Annotated in this window: 14 protein-coding genes and 1 riboswitch; of the genes, 7 read left to right on the top strand and 7 right to left on the bottom strand. The window is 60.1% G+C overall.

What is annotated here, in order from left to right:
• Nucleotides 1–88 precede the first annotated feature (88 nt).
• A complete protein-coding gene (ligB, locus tag ODQ19_RS15995; protein ID WP_330210594.1) occupies nt 89–1753 on the top strand; it encodes an NAD-dependent DNA ligase LigB in 1665 nt (554 codons plus the stop codon).
• A gap of 39 nt (nt 1754–1792) precedes the next feature.
• The gene (locus ODQ19_RS16000; protein WP_330210595.1) at nt 1793–2188 is read left to right on the top strand and encodes a DUF1090 domain-containing protein; all 396 of its coding nucleotides are present in this window, start codon (nt 1793–1795) and stop codon (nt 2186–2188) included.
• A 6-nt stretch (nt 2189–2194) separates the two neighbouring features.
• Here ODQ19_RS16000 and ODQ19_RS16005 read toward each other — a convergent pair whose 3' ends face one another.
• Complete coding sequence (locus tag ODQ19_RS16005) at nt 2195–2644, bottom strand: c-type cytochrome (RefSeq protein WP_330210634.1); 450 nt, start codon at nt 2642–2644, stop codon at nt 2195–2197.
• A 129-nt stretch (nt 2645–2773) separates the two neighbouring features.
• Here ODQ19_RS16005 and mltA point away from each other — a divergent pair, with 129 nt between their 5' ends.
• Nucleotides 2774–3967, top strand: a complete 1194-nt coding sequence (gene mltA / locus ODQ19_RS16010; RefSeq protein ID WP_330210596.1) for a murein transglycosylase A — start codon at nt 2774–2776, stop codon at nt 3965–3967.
• Between the two features lie 130 nt (nt 3968–4097).
• Here mltA and ODQ19_RS16015 read toward each other — a convergent pair whose 3' ends face one another.
• Complete coding sequence (locus tag ODQ19_RS16015; RefSeq protein WP_330210597.1) at nt 4098–4484, bottom strand: MAPEG family protein; 387 nt, start codon at nt 4482–4484, stop codon at nt 4098–4100.
• 29 nt (nt 4485–4513) lie between these two features.
• Nucleotides 4514–5347, bottom strand: a complete 834-nt coding sequence (locus ODQ19_RS16020) for an EamA family transporter (protein WP_330210598.1) — start codon at nt 5345–5347, stop codon at nt 4514–4516.
• Nucleotides 5348–5450: 103 nt separating this feature from the next.
• On the opposite strand from ODQ19_RS16020, the gene ODQ19_RS16025 reads away from it, so the two are divergent.
• Nucleotides 5451–6686 carry a cation:proton antiporter gene (locus ODQ19_RS16025; protein ID WP_330210599.1) on the top strand — a complete coding sequence of 412 codons (1236 nt, stop codon included), beginning with the start codon at nt 5451–5453 and terminating at the stop codon, nt 6684–6686.
• Here ODQ19_RS16025 and ODQ19_RS16030 read toward each other — a convergent pair.
• On the bottom strand, nt 6670–7545 hold the full coding sequence (locus tag ODQ19_RS16030; RefSeq protein ID WP_330210600.1) for a LysR substrate-binding domain-containing protein: 876 nt from the start codon (nt 7543–7545) through the stop codon (nt 6670–6672). The two genes, ODQ19_RS16025 and ODQ19_RS16030, sit on opposite strands and share 17 nt — an antisense overlap.
• A gap of 92 nt (nt 7546–7637) precedes the next feature.
• Here ODQ19_RS16030 and ODQ19_RS16035 point away from each other — a divergent pair, with 92 nt between their 5' ends.
• Entirely contained in the window at nt 7638–8051 is a 414-nt protein-coding gene (locus ODQ19_RS16035; protein ID WP_330210601.1) for a VOC family protein, read from the top strand.
• A gap of 34 nt (nt 8052–8085) precedes the next feature.
• Nucleotides 8086–9375 carry a cation:dicarboxylate symporter family transporter gene (locus tag ODQ19_RS16040; protein ID WP_330210602.1) on the top strand — a complete coding sequence of 430 codons (1290 nt, stop codon included), beginning with the start codon at nt 8086–8088 and terminating at the stop codon, nt 9373–9375.
• A 19-nt stretch (nt 9376–9394) separates the two neighbouring features.
• On the opposite strand, the gene ODQ19_RS16045 is transcribed toward ODQ19_RS16040, so the two are convergent.
• From ODQ19_RS16045 to ODQ19_RS16055, 3 genes are all read right to left on the bottom strand, one after another.
• Nucleotides 9395–10285 carry a formate/nitrite transporter family protein gene (locus ODQ19_RS16045; RefSeq protein WP_330210603.1) on the bottom strand — a complete coding sequence of 297 codons (891 nt, stop codon included), beginning with the start codon at nt 10283–10285 and terminating at the stop codon, nt 9395–9397.
• A 71-nt stretch (nt 10286–10356) separates the two neighbouring features.
• Complete coding sequence (locus ODQ19_RS16050) at nt 10357–12276, bottom strand: patatin-like phospholipase family protein (protein ID WP_330210604.1); 1920 nt, start codon at nt 12274–12276, stop codon at nt 10357–10359.
• A gap of 100 nt (nt 12277–12376) precedes the next feature.
• A complete protein-coding gene (locus ODQ19_RS16055; protein ID WP_003194988.1) occupies nt 12377–12781 on the bottom strand; it encodes an acyl-CoA thioesterase in 405 nt (134 codons plus the stop codon).
• Between the two features lie 198 nt (nt 12782–12979).
• A riboswitch (S-adenosyl-L-homocysteine riboswitch) is annotated at nt 12980–13086 on the top strand.
• 21 nt (nt 13087–13107) lie between these two features.
• Here ODQ19_RS16055 and ahcY point away from each other — a divergent pair.
• Nucleotides 13108–14517 (top strand): adenosylhomocysteinase, encoded by a 1410-nt coding sequence (ahcY, locus tag ODQ19_RS16060; RefSeq protein ID WP_034128916.1) that lies wholly within the window; start codon nt 13108–13110, stop codon nt 14515–14517.
• Nucleotides 14518–14638 lie beyond the last annotated feature (121 nt).

Here is a 14638-nt window from a genome sequence, read left to right on the forward strand (position 1 = left end):
TACTCGGTAAAAAGCCTCGCTCAGTCGGGGCTTTTTTGTGGGCGCGTGGATCACTTAGGCTGGGGGCCCTTTTCGAGCAAGGATGCTCATGATGCACGTATTACTGGCTGTTCTCATAAGCGCCCTGCCAGCCTGGGCCTGGGCCGAAGCCTGTCCAGATAACGTTCACTCGCAATTGGAAACCCTGTCCAGGCAAATCCAGCAGTGGGATGACAGCTATCATCGGCAGGGCCAGTCCCTGATCAGCGATGAGCTCTACGACCAGGCCCGCAAGCGCCTCGCGCATTGGCAGGAATGCGCCCGTCAGCAGCCCCCCAAGCCTGATAACCCGCTGGCCAGTGCGCGCGGCACCTTACGTCACCCGGTCGCGCACACCGGCCTGCAAAAGCTGCCGGGCGAGCCTGCCGTCAGTGACTGGCTTAGCACTCGCCAGGATGTATGGGTCCAACCCAAGGTCGATGGCGTCGCGGTGACGCTGGTGTATCGCCAGGGCCGCTTGCACCAGCTCATCAGTCGGGGCGACGGCCTGCTGGGGCACGACTGGTCAGCCTCCGCCGCCAAGATTCCGGGCATTGTCCAACAGTTGCCCGACGCCGTTGACGTGGTGCTGCAAGGCGAACTCTATTGGCGCCTCAACCATCATGTGCAATCGCTCAAGGGCGGGCTCAATGCACGCAGTAAAGTGGCTGGCCTGATGAACCGTCGCCAGTTGAGCGACGCCCAGGCGGCAGGGATCGGCCTGTTCGTCTGGGCATGGCCCGACGGCCCGAAGGACTTCACCGAAGGCCTGGCCACCCTGGCGCGCTGGGGGTTTACCGACAGCCAGCAGTACAGCCAACCCGTCGCTTCTATTAGCGAAGCTGCGCATTGGCGTACGCACTGGTACAACGCTGCATTGCCTTTCGCCAGCGATGGCGTGGTGCTGCACCAGGCTGCGCGAGCGCCCGCCGAGCGCTGGCAAGCCAGTGCGCCGTACTGGTCGGTTGCCTGGAAGTACCCGGCCATCAAGGCCCTGGCCCTGGTACGCAACGTCCAGTTCAGGGTGGGGCGCACCGGGCGCATTACCCCGATCCTCGAATTGGAACCCGTGCGGCTGGATGATCGGCAGATCAGCCGGGTCAGCGCCAGCTCCCTGAAACGCTGGCAAGCCCTGGATATCCGCCCCGGCGATCATGTGTCGATCAGCCTGGCGGGCCAGGTGATACCGAGACTGGACGAGGTGATCCTGCGTAACGAGACGCGCGTGGACCTGCAGGTACCCGACCCTCAAGACTTCCACGCTTTGAGCTGCTGGCAACTGGACCCCGGCTGCGAAGATCAGTTGCTCGCCCGCCTCACTTGGCTGAGCGGCAAACATGGCCTGGCCTTACCCCATATGGGCCGTGAGACCTGGAACGTATTGATCCAGGCCGGTCTAATCACAGGCTTTCTCGATTGGTTGACCCTGGATGCGGCCGAGCTTGCTACCATTGAGGGCTTAGGCGAGCGGACCCGTGCGCGGGTGCTCGACAGTATTCAAAGCGCCCGGCAACGCCCTTTTTTACAATGGCTCTGCGCCTTGGGCATACCGCCAGCGGCGCGCAACAACCTGGAAGGTAACTGGCAGACGCTGGTCACCAAAGACACCCAAGCCTGGCTGGCCTCAGACGGCATCGGCCCGGGACGCGCGGCGCAACTCAGCGCTTTTTTTCGCGACCCGCACGTACAAGCCTTGGCTGAAACATTACGCGTAGCCGGGATAGACGGGTTTTAACCCCCCCCCGGCCACCTGATTGCGAACTTGGAGCTTTATATGAAATTTCTCGCCCCCTTTGCCTTGCTGACCGTCGCAAGCTTCATGGCCACGCCGCTGTTGGCCGCCGAAGACGTACAACCCCTCACCGGCTGCGCCGCCAAGCGCCAGGCCATCAGCAGCCAGATCGAACAGGCCAAGGCCCACGGTAACAGCGCCCAGCAGGCCGGCCTGGAAAAAGCCCTGGACGAAGTCACCACCCACTGCACCGATGCCGGCTTGAAGAAAGAACGTGAAAACAAAGTGCTAGACGCCAAGCATGAAGTCAGCCGCCGTCAGGCCGACCTCGACAAGGCCATGAAAAAAGGCGACCCGGACAAAATCAACAAGCGTAAGGAGAAGCTGGCCGACTCGCGCAAAGAGCTGCAGGACGCGGTGGAAGAACTCGACCAGTAAAACCGGTCAATGATCGCGGAACTGTTTATGGCAGGCGCTGCAGGCATCTTCAACTTTTTGCACCGCAGGTTGAAGGTTGCTGGCTTTATAAGGCAGCACTTGGCTGGCGATCACCAATTCACCGGTGGCCGCCTCAAGGTCACGGGCCAGTTGCTGGAACTGCGCCTGTTTTTGCCACACATCATCTTTGGCACTGGTGTGGTCTTCTTCGCGCACGCTCGGGAAATGCTTCCACGGTTCATGGGACAACGCATCCAGTTTGACCGCACCCTCTGCGAACTTGGCGCCGTCAAATGGGATACGCCCGCGCAGCATCCCGCCCAGGTCTTCACCGGTCTTGAGCATCTGCTTGAAGATCGCCTTGCGCTGGCCCAGGGGGGAATTGGGATCAACACCGCCACAGGCAGACACTGCCAGGCAGGCCAGCAATACAACGGTCAATTTTTTTAACATCATCATGGCTTCAAGGTCACGGGAAACGGCGGCCAGTATCCTCGCACCGCCCGCAAAGACCAATAGCCCTATTAATAATAAGGGTTGCCCGAATGCAGTGAAGCACGGGCAATCGTTTCAGGAATTGCTTGCATGAATCTCACCTTCAAACCCTGGGGCCGGCGCCTGGCGTGGGCTCTGCCAATGTTCGCGCTACTGGCCGGCTGCGATGCCGGTAAAGACGCCGGCAAAGAGGTTGCCCAGGAACCCACCAAACCTCACGCCGTTGCCACCTATGTGAGCGCACCGTGGGAAGCCTTGCCGAGCGTTTCCGACAGCGACTTGCTCGCCGGCTTCGAATCCTGGCGCAGCGCCTGCCAGCGCCTCAAGGCCGACCCGATCTGGGGCCCGACCTGCGCGGCAGCGGCCAGCGTACCGGGCGATGCCGTGGCGGTTCGTGGCTTTCTCAAGGAACACCTGGATGTCTTCGGCCTGCGTTCGGCGGACAACACGCCAAACGGCTTGATCACGGGCTATTACGAGCCGGTCTACCCCGGCAGCCTGACCAAGACCGCCACCGCCCACGTGCCGGTATACGGCGTGCCGGACGACCTGATCATCGTCAACCTCGACAGCATCTACCCGGAACTCAAGGGCAAGCGCCTGCGCGGGCGCCTGGAAGGTCGTGTGCTCAAGCCGTATGACGATGCCAGCACCCTCAACAGCCAAGGTTCCACCGCCAAGCCGATCGCCTGGCTGACCGACCCGATGGACCTGCAATTCCTGCAGATCCAGGGCTCGGGACGTATTCAACTGGCCGGTGGGCGCCAACTGCGTGTGGGTTACGGCGACCAGAACGGCTACCCGTACCGCCCTATAGGCCGTTGGCTGGTGGAACAAGGCGAACTGAAAAAAGAAGACGTGACCATGGGCGCCATCAGCGCCTGGGCCAAGGCCCACCCGCAGCGTATTCCTGAACTGTTGGCGAGCAACCCCAGCTACGTATTCTTCAGCGCCCGCCCCGACAGCAACGAAGGCCCGCGCGGCTCGCTAAACGTGCCATTGACCGCCGGCTACAGCGTGGCAGTGGATCGCAAGGTGATTCCGCTGGGCAGCCTGTTGTGGTTGTCGACCACCAAGCCAGACGGCACGCCACTGGCACGCCCGGTCGCCGCGCAGGATACCGGCGGCGCAATCACCGGAGAAGTGCGCGCAGATCTGTTCTGGGGCACAGGCAATGCCGCAGGCGAGTTGGCGGGGAATATGAAACAGCAAGGGCAGATCTGGATGTTGTGGCCCAAAGGCGCGGCGTTGCCCCAGGTTCCGGATGCGCCTGCCGGAACCTGACCGGAAGAGAGCTTGGGCTTTTTTGTAGGAGCGAGCTCGCTCGCGAAGAACTCACAGACGCCGCGTCTATTCAGGAAGCACGCGTTATCGTTGACGTTCTTCGCGAGCAAGCTCGCTCCTACAGCGTCCCTCACATCGAAACGAAGAAGAAACTCGCAATCAACGCCATACCCACGGCCCACACCAGCGAACGCAAGATCGCCCAGTCCGCCAGGTAGCAAATGATGTACAGCAGGCGGCTGGTAATAAACAGCACTGCCAGCACGTTGATCGTCACCAGTTCGGCGTTGCCGGCCAGGTGCGAAATGATGACTGCAGCGGCAAACGCCGGGGTCACTTCGAAACTGTTGAGTTGCGCGCTATGAGCACGTTTGGCGACGCCTTCCAGGCTATCGAGGAAGGCACGCGGGTCGTGGTTATCCCGCGGCCCGAACTTGCCTGTACTGAACTTGGCCACACCGGTGCAAATGTACGGCAGAAAGATTGCGATCAACACACACCATAAAGCGACTGTCATCACCGATTCCTTTTAGTTTTATCCGACGGTTAGAGTTTCATCACCAACATGCCAATCAACACCAACCCACAGGCTATGAGCCGTGGACGGCCAAAAGGTTCTTTCAAGTAACGCATGCCGAACAGCACCACCAGAATCACACTGACTTCGCGCAGCGCGGCAGCTTCGGCAATCGAGCCCAACTGCATGGCCCAAAGTACCAAAGCGTAGCTCAACAACACGCATAACCCCACGCTCAACCCCAACCGCCACTGGGTGCGCCAGAACAGGCTAAAGGCTGCACGTTTACGCACCAGCGCCAGCAGCGGAAACGGCCAGGCGCTGATCAGCGTCAACCACACCAGGTAATCCAGCGGGTGCGACCAGCGCCGCAACGCCTGCCCGTCCAAAAAGGTGTAGCAGCCAATGCACAGGCCGATCAGCAACACCACCGGTAGCATCGACCAGGGCAACCGGTCACCGCCGCCGCCCTGCCACAACAGGCATACCATGCCGAACGGGATCAGCAAGATCCCCAGAATCTGCTGGGTGCTCAGCACTTCGCCAGCAAACACCAGGGTCAGCACCAGCACCACCAGCGGCGACAAACCACGCATCAACGGATACACCAGGCCCAGGTCACCCACCCGATAGGCCTGGATCAACAGACAGCGATAGAGCAATTCAAACAGCGCCGAGGCCGCGATCCACGGCCAGATGTCCAACGGCGGCAAGGACACGAACCCCACCGCAAATACCACGAACAGCAGCGCCACACTGTCCATGCAGGCGATGACTAAAAGGCGCTCGCCACTGAACTTGATCAAGGTGTTCCACGTCGCATGCAACAGCGCCGCTACCAGCACCAGAGCTGTCGCTACCACCAGAACCTCCTTAATTGATACGTCATGTAACAGCACCTGTTTATACTAAACACTGACTCGACGCACCCCGTGCACCTCTAATTCCCTGCCCCAAGGACCCCGGATGCTTGAACTTGTCGCCGCCTTCATCTGCCTCACCACCCTGCTCACTTATGTGAACTTCCGTTTTATCGGCCTGCCGCCCACCATCGGCGTGATGGTCACTGCACTGCTGTTCTCGCTGATCCTGCAAGGCCTGAGCGTGCTCGGCTACCCGGGCCTGGAAGAACGTATCCAGCAGTTGATCGGCCAGATCGACTTCGGCGATTTGCTGATGAACTGGATGCTGTCGTTCCTGCTGTTCGCCGGCGCCTTGCACGTCAACTTGAACGACTTGCGTAGCTACCGCTGGCCCATCGGCCTGCTGGCAACCTTTGGCGTGTTGATCGCCACCGTGGTGATCGGCAGTCTGGCGTACTACATCTTCGCCCTGTTTGGCTGGCACGTGAGCTTCCTTTACTGCTTGCTGTTCGGCGCGCTGATTTCCCCCACCGACCCCATTGCGGTGCTCGGCGTGCTGCGGACCGCCAATGCCTCCAAACCGCTGAAAACCACCATCGTCGGCGAGTCGCTGTTCAATGATGGCACCGCCGTGGTGGTGTTTACCGTGCTGCTGGGCATCGCGCAGTTGGGTGAAACGCCCACCGTGGGCGCCACGGCCATGCTGTTTGCCCACGAAGCCATTGGCGGCGTGCTGTTTGGCGGGCTGATCGGCTATCTCGTGTACCTGATGATCAAGAGCATCGAACAGCACCAGATCGAAGTCATGCTGACCCTCGCCCTGGTGATCGGCGGCTCGGCCATGGCCTCGGAACTGCATGTGTCCGCACCGATTGCGATGGTGGTCGCGGGGCTGATCATCGGCAACCTGGGGCGCAAGCTGGCGATGAACGACATGACGCGTCGCTACCTGGATGGTTTCTGGGAACTGCTCGATGACATGCTCAACGCCTTGCTGTTTGCACTGATCGGCATGGAGCTGCTGCTATTGCCATTCAATTGGCTGCACGTGTTCGCGGCCAGCCTGCTGGCGGTAGCGATCCTGCTCTCGCGCCTGCTGACCGTGGCCCCGGCGATCCTGTTGCTGCGCCGTTGGCGCACGGTGCCGCGCGGCACTATCCGCATCCTCACCTGGGGCGGCCTGCGCGGCGGCGTCTCGGTGGCACTGGCCTTGGCCCTGCCCCTGGGCCCTGAGCGTGACTTGTTGCTGAGCATCACCTATATCGTGGTGCTGTCTTCGATCCTGTTGCAGGGGTTGACGATCGGTCGTGTTGTCAGCCGCGTTACTGGGCCGCAGTAACCGCGCCGCGCAACACTTCAAGTAGATGCCGCATCGCCAGTGGACGGCGCGGTGTCGAGCCGTACATGACTACCAGCTCGCGCGCATAGCACTGCGGGTTGCCGGCCGGTAACACACTGATGCCGTTGCAGGGCATGCCCGCCCACTGCGGCACCAGCGATACCCCCATCCCTTGGGCGACCAGCATCAGGATAGTTTCCAGCGCATCCAGCTCACATAGCACCCCTGGGTCGAAGGACTGTTCATCCAAAAAGCGCTGGGCAATCTGACCGCCCCAGGACCGTGCGTCATAGCGTATGAATGGGCGTTCACGCAACAAGGCAGCCAGCGCCTGCGCCCCCCACTGGGCGGGCGCAACCAGAATCAAGGGTTCGGCACGCAGCAAGGCCATCGACAAGGCCTTGGGCGGTTGAAACGGCGGCCGTACCAGTATCGCCGCATCCAACTCCTGGTTGAGTAACTTCTCATAAAGGCTTCTGGAGTCGCCGGGTGTGATCTTCAGCCTCAGCTTGGGTGCTGACAGCGTCAGACGCTCGATCACCCCCGGCAAGACGCCGGTCAGCGCCGTGGAAATGGCCCCTATTTTAATTTCACCCGATAATTCGTCCTGGCTCAGATGCTCCTGCAGCTGGCGCGCCTGTTCAATGACTGCCTGGATTCTGGGCAAGAGCAGCAAGCATTGATCCGAAGGCCAAGCGGCATGTGCCGTGCGCATGAGCAGCGTACAACCCAGCGTGCGCTCAAGCGCCTTGACCCGCTGGCTGATCGCCGCGGCACTACGATTTTCACGGCGCGCAGCGGCGGCTATCGACCCGGTTTCAATGACAGCGACCAGGCTCCTCAGGAATCGAACATCCATAAGTTTTCCTTTCGCTCAGACCAAGGCAAACCCGTTTTACCCTGGCGGCATCGCCTGTTTAACCTGACAGTTCCCCATCTGGAGAACCAGCCATGAACAGACCCTTTCACGCTGCATATCATGTTTATGACTTAAACAAGGCGCGCATTTTTTATCGAGATGTTTTGGGCTGCACGCAGGGCCGGTGCAGCGAGACCTGGATCGACTTCGACTTTTTCGGCAACCAACTTTCACTGCACCTGGGTACGCCCTTCCCAACCACACGCACCGGCCTGGTCGGTGAGCACCAGGTACTGATGCCACACCTGGGCGTGGTGTTACCACTTGATGAGTGGCTGACGCTTGCCGAGCGCCTCACCCGCCTGGGCACGCGCTTCGAGATTCCACCCGTGACGCGCTTTGGCGGCGAACCTGGCGAGCAGCGCACGATGTTTTTTCTCGACCCCAGCGGTAACCCCATCGAAGTGAAAGGGTTCAAGCACTTCGAAGGGTTGTTCGCCCAGTAAATCCCTGACAATCACAACAATAAGGGACACCCCCATGACCACTAGAAAACCCACCAGTCTTATCACTCGCATCATGATCGGCCTGGCTGCCGGGATAATCGTCGGCCTCCTGCTCAATCAATTCCCCGAGCAAAAAACCTGGTTCATCGACAATCTGCTGCAACCGGCTGGCGACCTGTTTATCAAGCTGATGAAGATGATCGTCGTTCCCCTGGTATTTGCCTGCATGACCGTCGGCATCGCCGGCATGGGCAACCCGTCTGCCCTGGGTCGCGTCGGCCTGAAGACCTTCGTGTACTTCTTCACCATCACCAGCATTGCCATCGTCTTCGGGCTGTTGGTTGGCAATGTGGTGCAGCCCGGCTCGGGCGCCGAATTCGGCAGCACGCTGCAGGCACCGGCGACGGGACTGGCCTCCAGTGGCACCCCACAGAACCTGGGCCAGGTACTGCTGGCGATCGTGCCGGATAACATCGTCCTGGCCATGTCACAGGGCAAACTGCTGTCGGTGCTGTTCTTCGCGATCCTGTTCGGTTGTGCCTTATCGTTGTTGCCCGAGGAGCGCAAAGCGCCCTTGGTCAGCGTGATGCAAAGCGTCTCCGACACCATGTTCAAAGTCACCCATCTGGTCATGCATTACTCGCCGATAGGTATTTTCGGCCTGATCGCGGTCACCGTCGCCAGCTTTGGCCTCAGTGCGTTGTTGCCGCTGGCCAAACTGATCGGCACGACCTATGTCGCGGTGCTCTTATTTGCCCTGTGTGTATTGGGTGCAGTGGCACGCTTGGCCGGCGTCGGCTTTTTTCACCTGGTGCGGGAAATACGCAGTGAACTGCTGCTGGCCTTCAGCAGTGCCGCCTCGGCGACGGTCATGCCTCAACTGATCGAGAAGATGGAGCGCTATGGCGCGCCACGGCCCATTACCAGCATGGTGATCCCACTGGGGTACTCGTTCAATCTGGATGGTGCATCGCTGTTTGCCGCACTCGGCACGCTGTTCATCGCCCAAGCGTATGGCATCGACTTGAGCCTGGCGGATCAAGGCATGCTGGTCTTGATCATGGTGCTGACATCAAAGGGCGCGGCGGGCGTGCCAGGCTTCATGTTTATCATCCTGACCGCGACGTTGACCGCGGCCGGGCTTCCCGTGGAGGGTGTGGCGATCATCGCGGGCATCTATCGGCTGATGGATATGCCCGTCACAGCACTGAATGTACTGGGCAACGCATTGGCCCCGCTGGTAATTGCTCGCTGGGAAGGTCAGCTCAAGGCACCCGACAGCACGCCGGCCTCCGAACCTCCCCGCGTGCCCTTCAAGGCCTGACGCGTCAGCCAGGGTAATGTCACACTTTGCCCTTATCCTGACGGGGCTTCGCCTGTGTGTGAGATTGAGCAACAGCAGGCACGGACGCCTCACTGCGAACCTGCGCATGGCTTATCAACGCAAAGATGAAGCTACCGCCGATGATGTTGCCGGCCAGAGTCGGTCCGGCGAAGACCAGCCAGAAATCCTTCCACGGCAACTCGCCGGCAAACACGAGGTAGGACACTTCCGCTGAACCGACGACGATATGGGTGAAGTCGCCCAGTGCCATGAAGTAGGTGATCAGGATGATAATCCACAGCTTGGCGCTCTCCATCGACGGAATCATCCAGACCATGGTGGCGATCATCCAACCGGAGACGATGCCCTTGGCGAACATCTGCGCGGGGTCGTTCTCCATGACCTTGCGACCGATCTCGAGGAAGGCCAGGTCGGTCTTGGTATCGAAGATCGGCAGGTGCAGCATCACGTAGGCCACCAGCAAGGTGCCACACAGGTTGCCCACCAGCACCACCGTCCATAGCCGTAACAAGCGGCCGGCGTTGGCCAGGGTCGGTTTGCTCATCACCGGCAGCACGGCGGTCAGGGTGTTTTCGGTAAACAACTGCTGACGGGCAAGAATCACCGCGAGGAAGCCTGCGCAATAGCCAAAGCTGGCGATGACCTTGAATTCATCACCGTCCGGCAGGCGCGAATTGAGCAGGCCCATGCCCATCAGCGACAAGCCCATGGTCAGGCCGGCGGCCAGCGCCGACCACCACAACGCTGCCACACTGCGCTCTAGCTCCTGATCGCCTTGGGTGCGGATAATTTCGTGTAATACAGCCGCGCGAGGTGGCTGGTTGTCATCGACGTCCTGTTGCTCTTCCTGCGACAGGTTAGGGGTCTTGCCGTCTGCTTGAGTGGCCATGATGTACCAGAGTCCGAGGGGTGCCTGTAGCTACGACCCGCCGCGACGATGGCTGTTCAGTGGCACTGCAACTAAACCGGAATACGCCAAGCCTTGGCCTGCTCCACGGTGGTAGAGCTGAAGGGTTTACTCCAGGGTTTATTGCGCGCCCGGTAGTGTTTGACGATGCCATCAAGCACGCGATTGAACTCTTCCGGCCTCGTCGCCTCGCCCAAATCACGCACCGCGCGTTGCAGTAGCTCAACGTTGGCAGACGGCTGACCAGGACGGTATAGCGAGGGATAAATGACTTCGCGGATAAAATTCTCTGCCTTCACCCCGATATCGCGTTTTTGCATTTCAGTGACACCGCGGCTCAACACCTTGGACAGGCCTGAGCCATTGCCCGCCCTTTGTTTGGCGCCCACCTGCAGCAGTTGCTGAAAATGATGCTGCCCTGGCGCGTTCAGGCGCTTGCCCAGCCATTCGATATCCTCGGGTCTACGGGCGAGGGCGTCCAGGTTGCGCAGTGCCGAGGCTATTTTTGGCGTAATGACCAGCGACGTGTCGGATTGATTAGCTTCGCCAATGGCAGTGTCCAACGCCTTTAGCGCCTGCTGTGCGTCTTTGCGAAAGCGCAACGCCTCGGCGCCGGCCGGGTCCTTTTGCAGGTCAACTTGCACGCTGGCGAGCATTTGATCATCCATCGCCATCACGGCATCGTTCAGCGAGGGGAACTCATGACGCTCACGCTCCAGTTCACGCTTTTGCAGATGCCCTGACACCGCCTGGCGAGCCTGGGCCTGCAAATGCTGTTTCTGCTCGGGGGTCATGGTGAAGTTGACGGTACCACCGAGCAGGCCGCGAAAGTCGCCTTTGTCCGAGTTCAGCGGCAACGTGACCGTTTGCTCCGAGAACGCTTGGAGCCGGTCATTCTGGTAGGTTTCAGCGGCGGTGTGTGGCGTGCCGGTGAACGTGTCGGCCAGAAAGCTGAAAAAACCACCACTCCTGGGCGGTGCTGATGCCTTGTCAGACTCGAACTTGACGATCAGCGCTTCGTCCTTGCCCAGGGGGCTTTCCGGGAACGAGCGCTCGATGACACCTGGGGCAGGGGTATTGAGCAGCAACCCGCCGTCCTGAAACGCCGTGACCTGCGACGCTGCCTGGAACCCGTGCCCCTGCTCGGTGGGGCTCTTGAACAACCCAGGCAGGGCACCCGAAATAAGCGCGGCGCGGGCGATATCCATATCCGGTGTCAGGTTGGCATTGAACACCACTAACTGCGGGCGGCCATCGAACATGCCCGTGCCGGTGATGTTCAGTTGCTTGATCGCCGGAATATGCCGGTTCAACACTTCCAAGTCGCGAAAAGTCGCCCCCCCGCCAGCGCTGAGCCGTTCGGCAATTGCCGTAACTTCCGGCGGGCGGTTGGCTGGGGGCATGCCGGCGATATGGGCGAGAATCGATTGACGCGATTCGTTGCGGATCAAGTCTTCCAGCGGCTGCCCCTCGGTTTGCAGGCGCGGCAGCAACGTCAGCAGCAGTTGAGAGATATTTCCAACCGGCCCGGGCAGGCTTCTGACGAGCTTGCCGAGCTCGGAACTGGCGTCCTGCAACCAAGACGTGACCGGGTCTTTGCTGTTGAGCAAGCTGGGCAGGTCAAGGTTATTCGACAGTTGCGTAAAGGCCTTGGCATCCATGCCGCTGGCGAGCAGTGCTGCGGAAATCGCACCGGCAGAAGAACCGGAAACCACTTTCACACCTTTGAGTTTGTCGGCGTCTTCAAGCGCCTGCACCATGCCTGGAAAGGCGATGCCCTTGGCGCCACCGCCACTGAGCACCAAGTGAGCGGGCGGTGGCGGTGACAGCACCACCTCCACACGCCCATCGCTGTGACGATAAATACTCAGGTTGCGCTCGCCCACACCTTTGACCAAGGGCATCTTGGCGCCCTGGTCGCTGATTTGCGGCGATGGGGGGTGATTCTCTACAACAGAACCGGAGACTTTCATACACGAGGCTCTCTCTACAGGATGTAGGCCTGAGTGATGAGAGAGCCTCAGATAGATCCACGCGGAATGATTTGGTAAAGCAAATCAGGCCACCGGGTTGTTACTCGGGAAGACTGTCGTCCTTGAACTGGTCCTTCACGTACTTGATTTCGGTACGGCCGTGGGGCGCCGGCAAACCGTCTTCGCCCAGGTTGACGAAGACCATTTTTTCTACGGTCAGGATGCTTTTGCGCGTGATCTTGTTGCGCACTTCACAGGTCAGGGTGATGGAGGTACGGCCGAACTCGGTGGCAGTGATACCCAGCTCGATGATATCGCCCTGGCGCGAGGCGCTGACAAAGTTGATTTCCGAGATGTACTTGGTGACCACGCGCTGGTTGCCGAGCTGGACAATGGCGTAGATGGCCGCTTCCTCGTCGATCCAGCGCAGCAAGCTGCCGCCGAACAGGGTGCCGTTGGGGTTGAGGTCTTCGGGTTTTACCCATTTGCGGGTGTGGAAGTTCATGGTCACTCCAAAGCGTCTTGCGAAATGATGGGCAACATCATGGCAGAGCCCAGGCCCAAGCTCTATGAGCCATTAGCTATCAACCCCATGAGCGATCTTCATGCCGCCGACAGAAAGGCTTGGGAAGTGCCGCTTACACGGCTATAATCGCCTCCGCTTCAAAACGGTCATCTTCGATTGATACCGTTCTCCCGCCACCTGTCCGAGGGGCGCTGCAGCAGGTTCAACCTGTCAGGCTCGGATGGGGCGTTGTCCGGCCTGGTTGTCCTGGCCTGATACAAAACGCACAACGGCGCCCATTCGCACACTACGAATGGAGGCTCTCTATGAGCGCTGTAATGACGCCTGCAGATTTCAATGACTACAAAGTCGCCGATATGTCCCTCGCTGCCTGGGGCCGTCGCGAAACCTTTATCGCCGAATCCGAAATGCCTGCCCTGATGGGCCTGCGTCGCAAGTACGCCGCAGAGCAACCGCTCAAGGGCGCGAAGATTCTCGGCTGCATCCACATGACCATCCAGACTGCCGTGCTGATCGAAACCCTGGTTGCCCTGGGTGCCGAAGTGCGTTGGTCGTCGTGCAACATCTTCTCGACTCAAGACCAGGCCGCTGCCGCTATCGCAGCCGCCGGTATCCCGGTATTTGCCTGGAAAGGCGAGACCGAAGAAGAGTACGAGTGGTGCCTGGAGCAAACCATCCTCAAAGATGGCGCGCCTTGGGATGCCAACATGATCCTGGACGACGGCGGCGACCTCACCGAGCTGCTGCACAAGAAGTACCCGCAGATCCTCGATCGCGTCCACGGCGTGACCGAAGAGACCACCACCGGCGTACACCGCCTGCTGGACATGCTGGCCAAGGGAGAGCTGAAAATCCCGGCCATCAACGTCAACGACTCGGTGACCAAGAGCAAGAACGACAACAAGTACGGCTGCCGTCACAGCCTGAACGATGCGATCAAGCGCGGCACCGACCACCTGCTGTCGGGCAAGCAAGCCCTGGTGATCGGCTACGGTGACGTGGGCAAGGGTTCGTCCCAGTCCCTGCGTCAGGAAGGCATGATCGTCAAGGTCTCCGAAGTTGACCCGATCTGCGCCATGCAAGCCTGCATGGACGGTTTCGAAGTGGTTTCGCCGTTCATCAACGGCCAGAACGACGGCACCGAAGCCAGCATCGACAAAGCCCTGCTGGGCAAGATCGACCTGATCGTCACCACCACCGGTAACGTGAATGTGTGCGATGCGAACATGCTCAAGGCCCTGAAGAAGCGCGCCGTTGTCTGCAACATCGGTCACTTCGACAATGAAATCGACACAGCTTTCATGCGCAAGAACTGGGCATGGGAAGAAGTGAAGCCGCAGGTACACAAGGTTCACCGTACCGGCGCTGGTGATTTCGACCCACAGAACGATGACTACCTGATCCTGCTGGCCGAAGGCCGCCTGGTGAACCTGGGCAACGCCACTGGTCACCCAAGCCGCATCATGGATGGCTCGTTCGCCAACCAGGTGCTGGCGCAGATCTTCCTGTTCGAACAGAAGTACGCCGACCTGTCGCCCGCCCAGAAAGCCGAGCGCCTGACCGTGGAAGTACTGCCCAAGAAACTCGACGAAGAAGTGGCCCTGGAAATGGTCCGCGGCTTCGGCGGCGTGGTGACTCAACTGACCAAGACCCAGGCCGACTACATCGGCGTGACGGTTGAAGGTCCGTTCAAGCCGCACGCTTACCGCTACTGATTTGCCTGCTGCCCGCTCTCTTTATGGGGGCGGGCTTGTGTGGGAGCGGGCTTGCTCGCGAATGCGGTGTATCAGCCCATACATTCGGCGACTGACACACCGCATTCGCGAGCAAGCCCGC

It is taken from the genome of Pseudomonas sp. AM4(2022) (assembly GCF_036346515.1).
Taxonomy (GTDB): Bacteria; Pseudomonadota; Gammaproteobacteria; order Pseudomonadales; family Pseudomonadaceae; genus Aquipseudomonas; species Aquipseudomonas paracarnis.

Excerpts from the sequence above, each read along its gene's own strand:
- ODQ19_RS16025 (WP_330210599.1), top strand. The coding sequence starts at position 5,451 with ATGCTTGAACTTGTCGCCGCCTTCATCTGCCTCACCACCCTGCTCACT.
- ODQ19_RS16000 (WP_330210595.1), top strand. The coding sequence starts at position 1,793 with ATGAAATTTCTCGCCCCCTTTGCCTTGCTGACCGTCGCAAGCTTCATG.
- ODQ19_RS16050 (WP_330210604.1), bottom strand. The coding sequence starts at position 12,276 with ATGAAAGTCTCCGGTTCTGTTGTAGAGAATCACCCCCCATCGCCGCAA.
- mltA (WP_330210596.1), top strand. The coding sequence starts at position 2,774 with ATGAATCTCACCTTCAAACCCTGGGGCCGGCGCCTGGCGTGGGCTCTG.
- ahcY (WP_034128916.1), top strand. The coding sequence starts at position 13,108 with ATGAGCGCTGTAATGACGCCTGCAGATTTCAATGACTACAAAGTCGCC.
- ODQ19_RS16040 (WP_330210602.1), top strand. The coding sequence starts at position 8,086 with ATGACCACTAGAAAACCCACCAGTCTTATCACTCGCATCATGATCGGC.
- ODQ19_RS16005 (WP_330210634.1), bottom strand. The coding sequence starts at position 2,644 with ATGATGTTAAAAAAATTGACCGTTGTATTGCTGGCCTGCCTGGCAGTG.
- ODQ19_RS16035 (WP_330210601.1), top strand. The coding sequence starts at position 7,638 with ATGAACAGACCCTTTCACGCTGCATATCATGTTTATGACTTAAACAAG.
- ligB (WP_330210594.1), top strand. The coding sequence starts at position 89 with ATGATGCACGTATTACTGGCTGTTCTCATAAGCGCCCTGCCAGCCTGG.
- ODQ19_RS16015 (WP_330210597.1), bottom strand. The coding sequence starts at position 4,484 with ATGACAGTCGCTTTATGGTGTGTGTTGATCGCAATCTTTCTGCCGTAC.
- ODQ19_RS16030 (WP_330210600.1), bottom strand. The coding sequence starts at position 7,545 with ATGGATGTTCGATTCCTGAGGAGCCTGGTCGCTGTCATTGAAACCGGG.
- ODQ19_RS16045 (WP_330210603.1), bottom strand. The coding sequence starts at position 10,285 with ATGGCCACTCAAGCAGACGGCAAGACCCCTAACCTGTCGCAGGAAGAG.
- ODQ19_RS16055 (WP_003194988.1), bottom strand. The coding sequence starts at position 12,781 with ATGAACTTCCACACCCGCAAATGGGTAAAACCCGAAGACCTCAACCCC.